The sequence below is a fragment of the Sulfitobacter sp. PM12 genome, assembly GCF_045586035.1.
GTDB lineage: Bacteria > Pseudomonadota > Alphaproteobacteria > Rhodobacterales > Rhodobacteraceae > Sulfitobacter > Sulfitobacter pontiacus.
The window spans coordinates 327,797-342,361 of the sequence record NZ_CP151529.1; the positions used below are offsets into that span (position 1 = coordinate 327,797).

General features: G+C 58.1%; 16 protein-coding genes. 8 read left to right on the forward strand and 8 right to left on the reverse strand.

Translation table 11 applies throughout. The features are described from left to right. Positions 1 to 366: 366 nt before the first annotated feature. On the forward strand, positions 367 to 1,983 hold the full coding sequence (locus AADW22_RS01525) for an FMN-binding glutamate synthase family protein (RefSeq protein ID WP_407474104.1): 1,617 nt from the start codon (positions 367 to 369) through the stop codon (positions 1,981 to 1,983). Between the two features lie 70 nt (positions 1,984 to 2,053). Here the strand turns inward: AADW22_RS01525 and gabT are convergent, their stop codons facing one another. Further along, complete coding sequence (gene gabT, locus AADW22_RS01530) at positions 2,054 to 3,448, reverse strand: 4-aminobutyrate--2-oxoglutarate transaminase (protein WP_174226591.1); 1,395 nt, start codon at positions 3,446 to 3,448, stop codon at positions 2,054 to 2,056. Between the two features lie 178 nt (positions 3,449 to 3,626). Here gabT and AADW22_RS01535 point away from each other — a divergent pair, with 178 nt between their 5' ends. Continuing rightward, on the forward strand, positions 3,627 to 4,178 hold the full coding sequence (locus AADW22_RS01535; protein ID WP_009825647.1) for a cupin domain-containing protein: 552 nt from the start codon (positions 3,627 to 3,629) through the stop codon (positions 4,176 to 4,178). Positions 4,179 to 4,221: 43 nt separating this feature from the next. On the opposite strand, the gene AADW22_RS01540 is transcribed toward AADW22_RS01535, so the two are convergent. The 4 genes from AADW22_RS01540 to AADW22_RS01555 form a co-directional block, all read right to left on the reverse strand. Next, entirely contained in the window at positions 4,222 to 4,371 is a 150-nt protein-coding gene (locus AADW22_RS01540) for a hypothetical protein (RefSeq protein WP_005850628.1), read from the reverse strand. A 295-nt stretch (positions 4,372 to 4,666) separates the two neighbouring features. Beyond that, the gene (locus tag AADW22_RS01545) at positions 4,667 to 6,337 is read right to left on the reverse strand and encodes a sensor histidine kinase (protein ID WP_407474105.1); all 1,671 of its coding nucleotides are present in this window, start codon (positions 6,335 to 6,337) and stop codon (positions 4,667 to 4,669) included. 53 nt (positions 6,338 to 6,390) lie between these two features. Next, positions 6,391 to 6,948, reverse strand: a complete 558-nt coding sequence (locus AADW22_RS01550; protein WP_005850631.1) for an RNA polymerase sigma factor — start codon at positions 6,946 to 6,948, stop codon at positions 6,391 to 6,393. Further along, complete coding sequence (locus AADW22_RS01555; RefSeq protein WP_005850632.1) at positions 6,945 to 7,100, reverse strand: NepR family anti-sigma factor; 156 nt, start codon at positions 7,098 to 7,100, stop codon at positions 6,945 to 6,947. The genes AADW22_RS01550 and AADW22_RS01555 overlap by 4 nt, the downstream gene beginning before the upstream one ends. A 108-nt stretch (positions 7,101 to 7,208) precedes the next feature. On the opposite strand from AADW22_RS01555, the gene AADW22_RS01560 reads away from it, so the two are divergent. The 3 genes from AADW22_RS01560 (at position 7,209) to AADW22_RS01570 (ending at position 8,844) form a co-directional block, all read left to right on the forward strand. Next, positions 7,209 to 8,018 carry a response regulator gene (locus tag AADW22_RS01560; RefSeq protein ID WP_184583645.1) on the forward strand — a complete coding sequence of 270 codons (810 nt, stop codon included), beginning with the start codon at positions 7,209 to 7,211 and terminating at the stop codon, positions 8,016 to 8,018. Between the two features lie 146 nt (positions 8,019 to 8,164). Further along, positions 8,165 to 8,467 (forward strand): YqjD family protein, encoded by a 303-nt coding sequence (locus tag AADW22_RS01565; protein ID WP_235183729.1) that lies wholly within the window; start codon positions 8,165 to 8,167, stop codon positions 8,465 to 8,467. An 11-nt stretch (positions 8,468 to 8,478) separates the two neighbouring features. After that, positions 8,479 to 8,844, forward strand: a complete 366-nt coding sequence (locus tag AADW22_RS01570; RefSeq protein ID WP_235183728.1) for a hypothetical protein — start codon at positions 8,479 to 8,481, stop codon at positions 8,842 to 8,844. Here the strand turns inward: AADW22_RS01570 and AADW22_RS01575 are convergent. Continuing rightward, positions 8,807 to 9,163: a hypothetical protein gene (locus tag AADW22_RS01575; protein ID WP_009825650.1), complete on the reverse strand. Its 357-nt coding sequence runs from the start codon at positions 9,161 to 9,163 to the stop codon at positions 8,807 to 8,809. The two genes, AADW22_RS01570 and AADW22_RS01575, sit on opposite strands and share 38 nt — an antisense overlap. An 83-nt stretch (positions 9,164 to 9,246) precedes the next feature. Between AADW22_RS01575 and AADW22_RS01580 the strand changes: the two genes are divergently transcribed. Next, positions 9,247 to 9,975: a Crp/Fnr family transcriptional regulator gene (locus tag AADW22_RS01580; protein WP_005850638.1), complete on the forward strand. Its 729-nt coding sequence runs from the start codon at positions 9,247 to 9,249 to the stop codon at positions 9,973 to 9,975. 3 nt (positions 9,976 to 9,978) lie between these two features. On the opposite strand, the gene AADW22_RS01585 is transcribed toward AADW22_RS01580, so the two are convergent. Together AADW22_RS01585 and AADW22_RS01590 are read right to left on the reverse strand one after the other, a co-directional pair. After that, the gene (locus AADW22_RS01585) at positions 9,979 to 10,905 is read right to left on the reverse strand and encodes a YihY/virulence factor BrkB family protein (RefSeq protein WP_005850639.1); all 927 of its coding nucleotides are present in this window, start codon (positions 10,903 to 10,905) and stop codon (positions 9,979 to 9,981) included. A gap of 53 nt (positions 10,906 to 10,958) precedes the next feature. Then, positions 10,959 to 11,810: a formate/nitrite transporter family protein gene (locus tag AADW22_RS01590; protein WP_009825653.1), complete on the reverse strand. Its 852-nt coding sequence runs from the start codon at positions 11,808 to 11,810 to the stop codon at positions 10,959 to 10,961. Positions 11,811 to 11,930: 120 nt separating this feature from the next. Between AADW22_RS01590 and AADW22_RS01595 the strand changes: the two genes are divergently transcribed. After that, positions 11,931 to 13,181, forward strand: a complete 1,251-nt coding sequence (locus AADW22_RS01595) for an aminotransferase class V-fold PLP-dependent enzyme (protein ID WP_407474106.1) — start codon at positions 11,931 to 11,933, stop codon at positions 13,179 to 13,181. Between the two features lie 100 nt (positions 13,182 to 13,281). Further along, a complete protein-coding gene (locus AADW22_RS01600) occupies positions 13,282 to 14,562 on the forward strand; it encodes an acetylornithine deacetylase/succinyl-diaminopimelate desuccinylase family protein (RefSeq protein WP_180828468.1) in 1,281 nt (426 codons plus the stop codon). The last annotated feature ends 3 nt before the right edge of the window (positions 14,563 to 14,565 follow it).

The window sequence follows — 14,565 nt, forward strand, 5'->3', positions numbered from 1 at the left end:
ATTCCGAAGCAAAACAAGCTGATTTATTGCGATTTTTCCCCGAAATAATGCTCTGACCCTGTGCGAATCGCGGCGTGAAATCATGAATTATTTTCACTATGCGGTACACATGGCACCCGTCATTTAGTGGACGCGTATGGTAAATCGCAACGCGAAAAACGATGTAATAAACTGATTTTCCATATTTATTTCACTTCCCCCAATCCTGTGCCTAAAAATACTAGCGCGCAGCGGCACAAAATCAAAACTGCGGGCCGGAATATGTGCCGGACATCTGCCTTCGCCGCGCGGTACTTTCGGGTTATTTGTGCTATATAACCGAAAAAGCAGCGATTTTCGACCCAGACGCGCGAGCAGGAGCCCCACATGAAAGCACTCAAATCCCTCGGCCGCTTTGGCCTTTTTGCGACTGTCGTCGTCCTTTTCGGCGCGTTCGCGATGCTCACAGCGCTGTGGTCGTGGTGGATGGTCCTCCCGTCAGCGATCTTCGGCATCCTCGCGGGTATGGGGGTGTACGACCTGATCCAGACCAGACATTCGATCCTGCGCAACTATCCGGTGCTGGGACACATGCGGTTTTTCTTTGAAGGTATCCGCCCGGAAATCAGGCAGTATCTGATTGAATCCGATCAGGACGAAGAGCCCTTTAGCCGTGATGACCGGTCGCTGGTCTATCAACGCGCCAAAGGCGTGGAAGACGCGCGGCCTTTTGGCACGCGGATGCGGGTCTATGATGCGGGGTATTCATGGGTCACCCATTCGGTCCAGCCGGTCCATATCACCGACACGGATTTTCGCGTGACCATCGGCAACAAGGACTGCAAGCAGCCCTATGACGCGTCGATCTACAATATCTCGGCGATGAGCTTTGGATCGCTATCGGCCAATGCGATCAGCGCCCTGAACAAGGGGGCCAAGATGGGCCAGTTCGCCCATGACACCGGCGAAGGCGGGATCAGCCGCTATCACCGCGAGGGGGGCGGAGACCTGATCTATGAAATCGGGTCGGGCTATTTTGGCTGCCGCACAGAAGACGGGCAGTTCGACCCCGACAAATTCAAGGAGCAGGCCGCAAGCGACCAGATCAAGATGATCGAGCTTAAGTTGAGCCAGGGTGCCAAACCCGGTCATGGTGGCATGCTGCCCGCATCGAAGATCAGTGCCGAGATCGCGGCGGCACGGGGCATCCCGATGGGGCACGACTGTATCTCGCCCGCTGCCCATTCGGCGTTCACCTCTCCTGTTCAGATGATGGAGTTTCTGGGCAAGCTGCGCGATCTGTCGGGCGGCAAGCCTGTGGGGTTCAAGCTGTGCATCGGCCACCAGCGGGAATTCATGTGTATGGTCAAAGCGATGCTGGATACGGGGATCGTGCCTGACTTTATCGTCGTCGACGGCACCGAAGGCGGCACGGGCGCTGCCCCGCTTGAATTCGCCAACCACGTCGGCATGCCGATGGTCGAGGGGCTGACCTTTGTGCACAACACCCTGCGCGGTGCCGGTATTCGCGATCAGGTGAAACTAGGCGCGGCGGGCAAGGTCGTATCCGCCTTTGATATCGCCCGTGCGCTGGCTTTGGGCGCGGATTGGTGCAATTCCGCCCGCGGGTTCATGTTTGCGGTGGGCTGTATCCAGGCACAGGCGTGCCACACCAATCACTGCCCCGTCGGCGTCGCGACCCAAGACCCCACGCGCCAACGCGCCTTGGATGTGGATGACAAAAGCCAGCGTGTCGCGCGGTTCCACCGCAATACGCTGATGGCCTTGGGCGAGATGACAGGCGCCGCCGGCCTAGAGCACCCCAGCGATTTCCTGCCCCGCCATATGATGATGCGGCAAAGCGATAACAGCATGGTGCAGGGTGATCAGGTCTATGGCTACCTGCCCGAAGGCTATCTGCTGGATGATCAATCGCCCGACTATAACGGCAATAAAACCCGTTGGGCGCGGGCGCAGGCCGACAGCTTTGTACCGTTTGATTAAACGCGCCCAAGACCGGAAACACAAAAGGCGCGCAGGTTTCCCGGCGCGCCTTTCATTTTGACGACAGAGCTTATTTTGCTTCTTCGGCGACCGCGGCAGCGACGGAGGCTTCGAAAATCCCAAGCCCCTCTTCGATGATCGCATCCGACGCGGTCAGCGGCACCATCACACGCACGGCGTTGCCCTGCATGCCACAGCTCAGCAGCAGCAGACCGCGCTTGAGCGCGTGCGCAATAACACGTTTGGTGAAATCACCGTCCGGTGTCGCCGTGTCAAAGTCGGTCACAAACTCGACCGCGACCATCGCACCAAGACCGCGGATATCCCACATGCGGAAAGGCGCAGAGCGTGCGCCGATCTCGGCAAAGCGCGCCTTGAGGTGTTCCCCCATGTCCAGCGACCGCTGCAGCAGGCCTTCTTCCTCGATCGCCTCGATCGCGGCAAGCGCTGCGGCACAGGCGACGGGGTTGCCCCCGTAAGTGCCACCCAACCCGCCGGGGATCATCGCGTCCATCACATCAGCGCGGCCAATCACACCCGCCAGAGGATAGCCACCCGCCATCGACTTTGCGACGGTGATCAGATCGGGGGTAACGCCGGAGTGTTCGATGGCAAACCATTTGCCGGTCCGGCCAAAGCCCGCCTGCACTTCGTCGGCGATCAGCATGATACCGTGCTGGTCACAGATCTCGCGCAGCTGGTGCATCATCTCGAACGGCACGGGGGTATACCCACCCTCGCCCAAGACGGGCTCGATGATGATGGCGGCCACACGTTCGGGCTGCGCATCGGTCAGAAAGAGGTTCTTCAGGCCGGTGATCGCATCCTCGACCGTGATCCCGTCGCGAGGCGATGGGAAAGGCGCGCGGAAGATATCGGACGGGAAGGGACCAACGTCTTTTTTGTAAGGAGAGATTTTACCCGTCATCCCCAGCGTCAGCAGCGTGCGCCCGTGGTAGCCGCCGGTAAAGGCGATCACACCGGGGCGGCCGGTTGCAGCCCGGGCGATCTTGACCGCGTTTTCCACCGCCTCGGCACCGGTTGTGACCAGCAGCGTTTTCTTGGGCGCATCACCGGGGGCCAGCGCGTTCAGCTTTTCCGCCAGTTCGATATAGGGGGCGTAGGGCACAACCTGAAAGCTGGTGTGCGTGTATTGGTCTTCTTGCGCCTTGGCTGCCGCGATCACCTTGGGGTGACGGTGGCCGGTGTTCAGCACGCCGATGCCGCCGACAAAGTCGATGTAGCGGTTGCCATCCACGTCCCAAAGTTCTGCGTTCTCGGCGTATTTCGCATAGATCGGCGCCGCAGAGGCAACGCCACGTGGAACAGCCTGTTCACGGCGGGCGATCAACTGAGCGTTGGTTTCGACAGATACGTTTGCATCAAGCATGTCGGGCACGACGCTGCTTTTTGCCGGTTTCTTTGCAGCGGCCTTGCGCGGCTGCTTTTTGACAGTACTAGGCATATACAAATCCTCTTGTTGAAACGCGACCCGCGTTTAAAATCCTCTTATTGCGTTTAATTTAATTGTCAATATAGATTTGCTTCAGCGCGCGTCAGTTGAATCGGCTGCGCCAAAATTTGCCTGTGATCGCACCAAGATACGGGTTAGGAAGCTGACAGAAATAATCCGGGGACCGGACGTGGACATAGGTCAAAGACTAAGATCGATTCGAGAAGAACGCGGCCTGTCTCAGCGCGAACTGGCGACCAAGGCAGGGCTGACCAATGGCACCATCTCCCTGATCGAGAAGAACAAGACGAGCCCCTCGGTCGCGTCTTTGAAAAGCCTGCTGGACGCGATCCCGATCAGCATGGCTGAATTCTTTTCAACGCTGGAAGATACGCAATCGCCCAAGGTCTTTTACCGCGAGAGTGAGTTTACCAAAGTCTCTCCCACCTATGACGGTCAGGTGTCGCTGCGCCAGCTTGGCAATGCGGAGCAACACTCCTTGCAGGTGCTGCACGAAACCTACCCGCCCGGCGCGGATACAGGCCCCGAACTGCTGGTGCATGAGGGCGAAGAGGCTGGTGTGGTTATTTCCGGAGAGATTGAGGTGACGGTCGATGATGCCGTCGCCGTGCTTGCACCGGGGGATGGCTATCTTTTTGACAGCCGCTTGCCGCACCGGTTCAGAAACATCGGCGACGTACAATGCATTGTTGTAAGTGCATGTACGCCGCCGAGTTTTTGATTTCGTTTTCTTGACGTGCGGATGGCCCGCACTAAACCTTTGATTATCGTTCGTCGTCGCGCCGGGAATGGCTATGCAATGACGATCTTTGGCGCTTTTTCTCTTCGCTGCCCCGTTGCGTGGTCAGCGAAACGATAGCGATTGCGGCCAAAGCGAGAATCAAAAATGAAGCGATAAACAAATCTGTCGTCATTGATGCCTCCTGTTCGCTTGTGTGGCTCGTTCAGGAGACTAACAGCCCACGGGTCACATGGTTCCACAGGCTGGAGGGCGCAATTGCTGCATTGCAGAGTTTGCGCGGGGCTTTGCTGAGACGGCGAATGTCGCCTGACATACGCGATCGGGACCACATCCATCGCGAAACCACCGAAAGTCCCATGAATCCCGCAGGTTGTAGCCCAACAGGCCCCGCTGGCTGGGACGCGAAGGATTCACCGCCGACATAGTGAAAATAAATTTAATTTTACCGAGTTTTCTGCGCCGAACCCTCAGTAGTCGTAGACTTCTTTCGCCTGCAGCGGCACGTGGAATTCAACGCTCAGCGTATAGGTGCCCTCTTCATCGATGATCTCTACCTGCCCGTTCAACTGACGCGAGAACGCGTTGATCAACCGTGAACCAAGGCCGGTCCCTGCTTCGGGATCAATATTGCCGGTGGTGTTTTTAACAAACAGCAATGCCATTTCCGGCTGGGTATGAGACAGGCTTACCTCGATATGTCCCTTTGCCTTGCCGTCGGCGGCGACATATTTCAGCGCATTGGTAATCGCCTCGGACACCAGCAACGTCAGCGGTGCGGCGTCGTCGGGGTCAAGCTGAACCGCCTCGTAGTTTTGCGACACCGTCACGCCAGAGCCGGACGGCAGACCTACGCTAAGGAGCTGGTTCACGATCTCATGCATGAGCGCGCCGCCGTCGACGCGGGTCAGGTTGTCGTTCTGGTAAAGGCTTTTGTGCACCGTCGCGAGGCTGAGGATCCGGTCCTGCAAACGTTGCAACACGCGTTTCGCATCCGATGTGGTCGCCTGACGGATCTGCATATTCATGATAGAAGAGATCAGCTGAAGGTTATTCTTCACCCGGTGATGCACTTCTTTCAGCAGAATATTCTTTTGGCGCAGGTTGTCTTCTAGCGACGCTTCATCCCGCAGGATCGATTCCGCCATACCGACAAAGGCATGCTCCATATTCACGATCTCAGTCGGGACGACACCCCCCAATGGCGTGCGCGGCAAGGTTCTGTTCAACGCGAAATGGCGCATCTGCCGACCAAGTTTGCGGATGTGTTTAATGGCCAGACGGTTCAGCGCCCAGAAGGCCACGACAAGGCTTGCCAGCCACATCGCCACCGGCAGCACGAAGCTAAGCGTTGTCATCGCCCCCGCCTGAAGCAGCGGGGAATCCTCGGGCCAGACGCTCATGGCGTAGGCAACACCGGGAACGATGGGCAAAACGGCATAGACGCGGTCCTGCCCTTGCTGGTTGGTATCATGGAAGACGCGACCAGACTGGCCAACATACCATTTCAACGCGGCAAAGGAGGGCAGCTCTTGCTCGGCCGCTTCAACACCATTTTTGGTCGTCAGGATGTCGCCCTGCGCATTGAAGGTCAGCATCGCGATCGGCTGCGACCCTGTCTCGGGCACCGGTGCGTCGTGAAAAACCTTTTCGGGAATGGACAGGTTGATAAAGCCGATCAGCTCTTCTTCCACCTTAAGCGGGTTGGTGACGATCAGCACCGGTTCCTTGCTTTGCGCCGGCGTGCTGGTGACATTCGCCATGCGACTTTTGTGTTCGATCATCTTTTGAAATACAGGCCGGTCCGACACGTTTCCCGAAACGCCTGTCGATACACAATCCATCCGCCCGTCGTTTTGGATGAAGCTTGCGACCGTATAAAGGTCGGAGGATTGCTGATATTCGCGCATAAAGGCGCTGCATGACACATTGTCAGATTTGATCAGCTTGACCACGGACGCCAAAGCCGCCGCTGCGCCGAACGCCTCCTGAATCGTGCCGCTTTCTTTCGCCGACGCTTGCTCTGTAATGGCAAGCAGCGACAGTTCGGCATTCTCGAGGTTCTGCTCCGCAATCTCTCGCGTCTGCACAACGGCGATCAAACCGATGGGCAGCAACGCAAGCGAAAGGAAAAGCAGCACGCGAAACGCGAGGCCCCGAAAGATATTTGTGGACAGAAACCCCGACGTCACGATCAGAAAGAAGACACTTTAGATGCCGAGATAACCGACATCGTCGCATCATCCGTCATTTCGAGACTTTCGTCATCGCGCAGGCCCATCAGCTCAGCCAGCCGCGCGCGGGCACGGTTCGTCCGGCTTTTGATCGTACCGACGGCAACGCCACACATCTCGGCGGCTTCCTCGTAGGAAAAGCCCGATGCACCGACCAGCAGCAACGCTTCGCGCTGTTCGTCTTTCAGCAAACCCAGAGCTTTGCGGAAATCGGTCATTTGCATATGCCCGTCATGCGCCGGCTTTTCAGCAAGACTTTCGGTGAACACACCATCCACATCAGCGACCTCGCGGTTGGCTTTACGACGGGAAGAATAATAGGTGTTCCGCAAAATTGTGAAGAGCCAGGCGCGCATATTTGTGCCGACTTCAAATTTTTCGATGTTGGTCCAGGCTTTGACCAGAGTATCCTGAACCATGTCATCCGCGACGGCACCGTTCCGGGTCAGGCTGATGGCAAAGGCGCGCATGGCGGGCAAATGCTCCACCAGTTGGTCGCGGGGATCAGAATTGCTCATCCTTTTTTACCAGCGTTTTTATCCTGTTCTTTCAACTGATTAAGCAGGTCTTTAAATTTATCGGGAATCCCTTCTTCCATCGTCTCGTCATAGACGCGGCGAAGATTTTCGTCGATAAAGCGCTCACGCTCGTCGTTTTGGCCTGATTGCATGAACAAGTTTCCTGCCTTCTTTAAATACTGTATTTATACATATGACACGGAACCAAACACAGCGTTAGGGGGTTTGGTTCCAGAAATATTTTAAAAGGACGACAATAAATGACGGATGTCACCGAAACACCAAGTGTCAGCGATGCGTTGGGTGAATGCCTTCCTTACCTGCGTCGCTACGCGCGCGCACTGACCGGCAGCCAGAACAGCGGCGATGCATTTGCAGCCGCATCGCTCGAAGCGATTTTGACGGACCGGTCGGTTCTGGATGGTGTAGACACCCGCACGGGTGTGTTCCGCGTTTTGTACGGCATCTGGGCCAGCGCCGGTGCGCCTGTCGAAGAAGGTGAAAGCGGCCCCCGCGCCAAGGCGCAAAAGCACCTCGCCAAACTGACCAACCACAGCCGCGAAGCGTTGCTGCTGCACACGATCGAAGGGTTCTCCTTTAAAGAAGTCGGCCAGATCATCGGTGTTGAAGAGAGCGAAGCCAGCGAGCTGGTGCAGATTGCCCGCCGAGAAATGGCAGATAGTGTTACCGGTTCGGTCATGATCATCGAGGACGAGGCGATCATCGCGATGGACATCGAATCCATCGTCGCAGAGATGGGCCACCGTGTGACCGGTGTTGCGCGCACGCGTGACGAAGCTGTCAAACTGGGCAAGGCGGATGTGCCCGACCTGATCCTCGCGGATATCCAGCTGGCCGATAACTCCTCCGGGATCGATGCCGTGAACGATCTGCTGCGCGATCTGGGTAACCGTCCGGTGATCTTCATCACCGCATTCCCCGAGCGCCTGCTGACCGGCGACAAGCCCGAACCCGCGTTCCTGATCTCCAAGCCTTACACGGTGGATCAGGTCGTATCGGCTGTTTCGCAAGCGATGTTCTTCTCGTCGACAGAGACGCTGCACAGCTAAACCGGCATACACGCAAACAAACGAGGCCGCGGTGGTTCCACCGTGGCCTTTTTTTATCGATCCTGTGGGACGCAAGCCACGCCTTTAAGGAACTTATATCTACAGGGCGCGTTTGGTTGGTGAACACATGAATAATGGAGACCACCATGGCCAAGGACGTAACCAACACAAGCAACCTGTCTGTCGATGATATCTCGGTCCAGCTGGCCGTTTTGAAAGACGACATCGCGTCGCTGACAAGCACGATGGCCGATCTGACCAAAGCCAAAAGCGCCGAAGCTGCCAACCAAGCGAAATCCACTGCGCAGGATCTGGCGAACTCCGGCCGTGACAAGGCACTGGAAGCGCAGCAAACAGCCGAAGACTTTGTGCGCACACAACCCGCCGCCGCATTGGGTATCGCTGCGGGTGTCGGCTTTATCGCCGGTCTGTTCGCGACACGCCGCTAATGTTCGAATATGTGACGGATAGGGTTGCCCAAAAGGCAACCCGAACGGCGCAAACTGCCGCCATCGGCTTTGGCGCAATGCTCTGCCTGATTGTGGGCGGGGCGTTTCTTGCCGTCGCCGCGTGGCTGTTCTTGCTTACCATCACCACACCGCTAGTAGCCTGTCTGATTATGGGCAGCCTGTTTTTCGGTATGGGTCTTGTATTGATTGCGGCCCTGTCAATCCGGGCCCGTGCAATCCGGCGTCAGAAACGCGAAGCCGCCTTACGCGCACAGGCGATGCAACAGGCGCAAGCCACCGGCGGCGTCGGCGGAATCGCCGCGATCATCACGGCTTTCGTCAACGGTCTGAACGCAGGGAAGCAAGCGCGTCGCTGATGCCTTGCACCATAGTATCATTGGTGAAAGGCCGGTCTACGACGGAATAGATGTAGGTGTCGGGAATGCTTTGACCTTCGCCATATAGAACATAGGCGACATCTTTCGTGGGCAGGTCTGCGGCAAAGAGTTCCGACAGGTCATTCGACGTGCCGGACACAAGTGCCACGGCCTGAGACGAACAGCTGCGCAGCTCAGAGATAAAAGCGGAAAGGGTTTCGGACACAGACAATGCGGCGTCACCGAATGCCTGTTCCAGCATGTCGATCACATCCGCCCGAACGATCGGGTCCGTATCGAATACGAAAAAAGGAATCACATCGCGCCTTTCTAATCCCGCAAAGGTAGCAATATTTCCAAAGCGCCGCGTTAAACTATGACATACGAGTTAGGAATTTTTTCATGGGTATCGATTGCCGCTATTGTCCGCTTCACAAAAAGGACGCCTTTGTCACCATGACAAGGGAAGAGCTTGAGTTCATGCAGAAATTCAAGGTCGGTGAGCTTAGCGTCGACCCCGGCACGACAATCCTGATGCAGGGGTCCAACTCCCCCCAACTCTATACGGTGCTGTCCGGCATGGGCATCCGGCATAAGTCGCTGGATAATGGTGAACGGCAGGTCATTAACTTTGTCTTCCCCGGCGATTTCATGGGGCTTCAGGCCGGTATGCTTGGCGAAATGGGCCACAGCGTAGAGGCGCGGACACATATGCGCATGTGCGTGTTCAACCGCTCGGATTTCTGGACCTTCTTTCGCAGCAATCCCAGCCGCGCGTTCGATATCACATGGCTCGCCGCGATAGAGGAGCATTTCCTTGGCGAAACGCTTGCCACTGTCGGCCAACGCACCGCGCTGCAAGCGGTGTCATGGGCGATGCTCAAGTTCTTTGAACGCGGGATGGGGCTGGGGTTGGTGACAAATAACACAATGACCCTGCCCTTCACGCAACGCGATCTGGCGGATGCTTTGGGTCTATCGCTTGTCCATACCAACAAGACCCTCGCGAAGCTGCGTGACCAGCAACTCGCGTCCTGGTCGGATCAGGTGCTGCAGGTCAACGACCTCGACAAGCTCGCCGACGTCGCCGAGACAGAGCGCAGCAAACCGGCCAAACGCCCCTTGATGTAGGCGCTATTCCTCGCTCACACTGACCAGATTATCCGCAACATAGGCCCCGCGTTTGCCAAGCGGCCGGTCACGGCCAATGGTGCTGTCAGGGCGCGTGCGCAGTTCAACCTGCGCGTTCCACGACGCCCCCATCAGCACCAGAAAACTGCTGATCCACAGCCAGACCAGCATGGCGATCACAGCGCCAATAGACCCGTAGACCTGATTGTAATTGCCGAAGTTCGCAACGTAATAGCTGAACCCGATCGACACCACCGCCCATGAAAACACCGCGAAAACGGCCCCCCATGTCAGCCAGCCAATGCGCGCCGCACGACGGTTCGGACCAAAGCGGTACAGCACCCCAACACCGGCCAATAGCACCAGTATCGCGATGCTCCAGCGGATGATCTCGGCGACGAAATAGCCGAATACCCCCAGGGGGATGAACGACAGCACAATCGGTGCGATCACCACAGTGATCAGCGCAATCAGGCCCACCATCACCAAGGTAAAGGTCAGCATCAGCGCCCGCAGATAATGCCGCGCGGCGTTGCGATTGCGTTCACTATACACGCTGTTCAGGCCGATCATCATCGCACCCACACCTGCCCGCGCCGACCACATCGCCACCAGAACCGAAGCGGCACCAGCCCACCCCAGTTTGCCGGTGCTGGTCGTGACCAACGACACCACCTGATCATTGAGAATATCATAGACGTCATCGGGCAGCAGACCGCGCATGTCTTCCAGCTGGGCGATGACAACCACAGGGTCAGAGATCAGGCTCAGGATCGTGACCAACGCGGCAAGGGCGGGAAACAGCGACAACATCGCATAAAAAGCGACCCCCGCCGCGATAAGCGAGACGTTCTTTTCAGAGATATCAACCAGCGCCGCTTTCAGCGCATCCCAGTACAGCTTTACGGTGCCCACCGATTTCTGTGTCAAAACCCTTGATCCTCGTTCCCCACGGCTGCGGCCCCTGCCACATCACATTTACGCTACTTTTCCTCTTCTACCTCATCGCGCACCTGACCCCAAGCGACGAGGGTAAAGATGATCGTTCCGCCAACAATGTTGCCCGCAAGCACCGGTAAGAAGAACTCGAACACCGCCGCCATCAGGCCAAGCTGGCCGTCCAGTATCATCACCGCCATCTCGACCGACCCCGCAACGATATGCGCAAAATCCCCCGCGGCGATAAGCCAGGTGAACACAAGGATCAGGAAGAACGACGTCTCATCCGCCTGCGGCATCATCCAGACGATAAGCGCGACGATGACCCCCGCCGGAATGGCCCGCCAGAACCCCTGATAGGCCCCCATGCTGGTTGCGTGATGCGACAGGTCCAGAATGGCGGGCAGCACCTCGGGCGAAATCGCGGGCGTCCACAGAAACAGCATCGCCGCGGCAAAGGCCCCCACCACATTCGCCGCCAGCACGATCCCCCACAGGCGGAACATACACATCAGCGAATGCCAGGTCTTGGCCCGCATGATCGGCAAAACGGTGGTGATGGTGTTTTCGGTAAACAACTGCATCCGCCCCATGATCACCGCCAGAAAACCCAGCGAATAGCCCAGGTTCTCGATCAGGAAACGATGCGCGGTATCGGGCAGATAGGTCCGGAACACGGCCTCGCCCAGAACCGACAGGCTGATCATCACCCCCGCCGCGATCCCCGACCAGATCAACGACCGCTTGCTGCGCGCCAGCTCCTCCTCGCCCTCACGGCGGATCACCTCGTAGATCAGCTTGGGCGACAATGCCGTCGCTTCGCTGACCGATTTCTCCTCGGCTTGCGCGTCCTGTGGTTTCTTACGCGAAACCCTGCGTTGAATAAGAGGGGCCATTCCTGCGCTCCTGAAAACTACGAACAAATGAGGCCGAGGCCTAAAAATCTGATTGTGATCCAGCATCAAACTAGCGCAGAAACTGCATAAGCACAGAAAGTAACGCAGCAGGGCCGCATAATGTTCACAGAAGATACCAAACTCATGTCGGCAATCCGCGACCGCTTTGCCCATGTTGACAGCTGCCCGTTCCAGGGACCGCGCGTGTTTTTCGAAAACGCTGGCGGCGCGCTGACATTGAACACGGTCGTCGAGACCTCGACCAAATTCGCAGCCATCCCCGACAATCAGGGGCGCGACAACCCCGCGTCCCATGCGCTGGTCGATATCATCAAACAGGCCCGCGCCGATATGGCGCTGTTTTTCAACGCGCCTGACGGGCAGTTCTTTGTCGGCGAAAGCGGGACAGAGCTGTCGTTCCGCCTGATCCGGACAGCCGTCATGGGCAGCGCCCCCGGCGCCGTCATCGGGTCTACTGTGGAACACCCCGCCTCGCGCAGTGCCGCGCAACACTGGGCCGATGTGGCGGGCAAACCCTATATCAGCGTGCCCCACGACAATGCGACAGGTCAGGTAACGCCCGACGCCTACGCCGCTTTGATGACCCCCGAGGTACGGGTCGCCACGATCCTGCACACCTCCCCCTTGACGGGGATCGCCAATGATGTGGCGGGCATCAGCGCCGCAATCCGCGCCATCGCCCCCGACGCCTATATCTTTGTCGACGGCATCCAGCACGCCAGCCACGGGCATATCGACATCGCCAGCTATGACATCGACGGCTATGTCATCTCTCCGTACAAACTGTTCTCGCGCCACGGCTATGGCATTGCCTGGGCGTCAGAGCGTCTTACCGCGCTGCCGATCGAGACACTGGCGAACGGTCCCGCCGGGAATTGGGAAATGGGCACCCGTGACACGGGCGCCTATGCGACATTCTCGGATGTAGTGCGCTATTTCGACTGGCTCGGCAGCCAAGTGTCAGGCGCCACTGCCCCCCGCGCGCGGATAGAGGCTGCTGCCGCTGCGGTCCACGACCACGAACAGCAGCTGACCAATGCGCTGCTGTTCGGCACGGGAAACCTCGCCGGATTGGCCGATCTGGCGGGCGTCACGATCCTCGGCGGCACCGACAACCCCGACCGCGAGGGGCTTGTGTCCTTCACGCTCGACGCCCTGCCCGCGGCGGATATCGTGGCCCAACTCAACGCCCAAGGCATCCGGACCCATGTGCGCAAGGCGGATCACTACTCCGGCAACATCCTGACCCCGCTCGGGCTTGATGCCGCGGTGCGTGTGTCGCTTTGCCATTACAACTCCATGGACGAAGTCCGCGCCCTGCTCACGGCGATGAAAGACATCGCCGCATAAATGCCCGGTTGCGGCTTCATTTTGCAAAATAAACTCGAATCCGACGGGGCAACTGCAGACTTCGCTTGCCATATATGAACGCCCGTTCAAACATGGCGGTATGACAAGCACTCTCTCTACCGCCATTATCGCCAAGCGTGACGATCTGATCGCGCTGACCCAAGATCTGATCCGCATACCGACGCTTAACCCGCCGGGTCAGGACTATCGGCTGATCTGCGAATACCTTGATACCCGCCTGCGCAAGCACGGGTTCGAGACGCAGCTGATCCGCGCCTTTGGTACCCCCGGCGATAGCGAGAAATACCCCCGTTGGAACATCATCGCCCGCCGCGAAGGGCGCAGGGCGGGCGAATGTGTCCACTTCAACAGCCACACCGATGTGGTCGAGGTCGGGGCCGGCTGGACGTTTGATCCATTCGGGGCCGAAATCTCGGACGGCAAGATTTACGGGCGCGGCACCTGCGATATGAAAGGCGGGCTGGCGGCCTCTATCATCGCGGCGGAGACCTTTATCGAACAGCACCCCGATTTCAGCGGCGCAATCGAAATCTCCGGCACAGCGGACGAGGAATCCGGCGGCTACGGCGGTGTCGCCTATCTGGCCGAGCACGGGCATTTCAACCCGGACCGCGTTCAACATGTGATCATCCCCGAACCGCTGCAAAAAGACCGTATCTGTCTGGGGCACCGGGGCGGCTGGTGGGCCGAGATCGAAACCAAGGGCGAGATCGCCCATGGCTCCATGCCGTTTCTGGGCGACTGCGCCGTGCGCCACATGGGCGCAGTGCTCTCCGAGTTCGAAAACAAGCTGTTCCCCGCCATGGCCGCCCGTCACACAGACATGCCCGTGGTCCCCGAAGGGGCGCGCAGCTCAACCATGAACATCAATTCGATCCACGGTGGGCAAAAGGAAAACGACCCGGATTTCGACGGGCTACCGGCCCATTGCGTGCCAGACAGCTGCCGAATCACCATTGACCGGCGCTTTTTGCTGGAAGAACCGCTGGATCAGGTGCGCGGCGAAGTGCGCGCCCTGCTGGAAGGTCTGCGCGAAACGCGGGTCGATTTCGACTACGAGCTGACAGAGCTGAATTCGGTCCTGCCGTCGATGACCGACCGCGATGCACCGGTCGTGCAAACTGTCGCCCATGCGATCGAGGATATCATGGGCAAGGCCCCTGAATACGTCGCCTCCCCCGGGTCATACGACCAGAAACACATCGACCGGATCGGCAAGCTCAAGAATTGCATCGCCTATGGCCCCGGCCTGCTAGAGCTGGCGCATAAGCCGGATGAATATATCGGCATCGACGATATGGTCGACAGTGCCTGCGTGATGGGCGCCGCGCTGGAGACGCTGCTGCTTCCGAAAGACTAAGGC

Coding starts and splice junctions, on each gene's coding strand:
- gabT (WP_174226591.1), bottom strand. CDS start 3,448: ATGCCTAGTACTGTCAAAAAGCAGCCGCGCAAGGCCGCTGCAAAGAAA.
- AADW22_RS01555 (WP_005850632.1), bottom strand. CDS start 7,100: ATGCAATCAGGCCAAAACGACGAGCGTGAGCGCTTTATCGACGAAAAT.
- AADW22_RS01565 (WP_235183729.1), top strand. CDS start 8,165: ATGGCCAAGGACGTAACCAACACAAGCAACCTGTCTGTCGATGATATC.
- AADW22_RS01600 (WP_180828468.1), top strand. CDS start 13,282: ATGACAAGCACTCTCTCTACCGCCATTATCGCCAAGCGTGACGATCTG.
- AADW22_RS01590 (WP_009825653.1), bottom strand. CDS start 11,810: ATGGCCCCTCTTATTCAACGCAGGGTTTCGCGTAAGAAACCACAGGAC.
- AADW22_RS01560 (WP_184583645.1), top strand. CDS start 7,209: ATGACGGATGTCACCGAAACACCAAGTGTCAGCGATGCGTTGGGTGAA.
- AADW22_RS01580 (WP_005850638.1), top strand. CDS start 9,247: ATGGGTATCGATTGCCGCTATTGTCCGCTTCACAAAAAGGACGCCTTT.
- AADW22_RS01525 (WP_407474104.1), top strand. CDS start 367: ATGAAAGCACTCAAATCCCTCGGCCGCTTTGGCCTTTTTGCGACTGTC.
- AADW22_RS01595 (WP_407474106.1), top strand. CDS start 11,931: ATGTTCACAGAAGATACCAAACTCATGTCGGCAATCCGCGACCGCTTT.
- AADW22_RS01550 (WP_005850631.1), bottom strand. CDS start 6,948: ATGAGCAATTCTGATCCCCGCGACCAACTGGTGGAGCATTTGCCCGCC.
- AADW22_RS01540 (WP_005850628.1), bottom strand. CDS start 4,371: ATGACGACAGATTTGTTTATCGCTTCATTTTTGATTCTCGCTTTGGCC.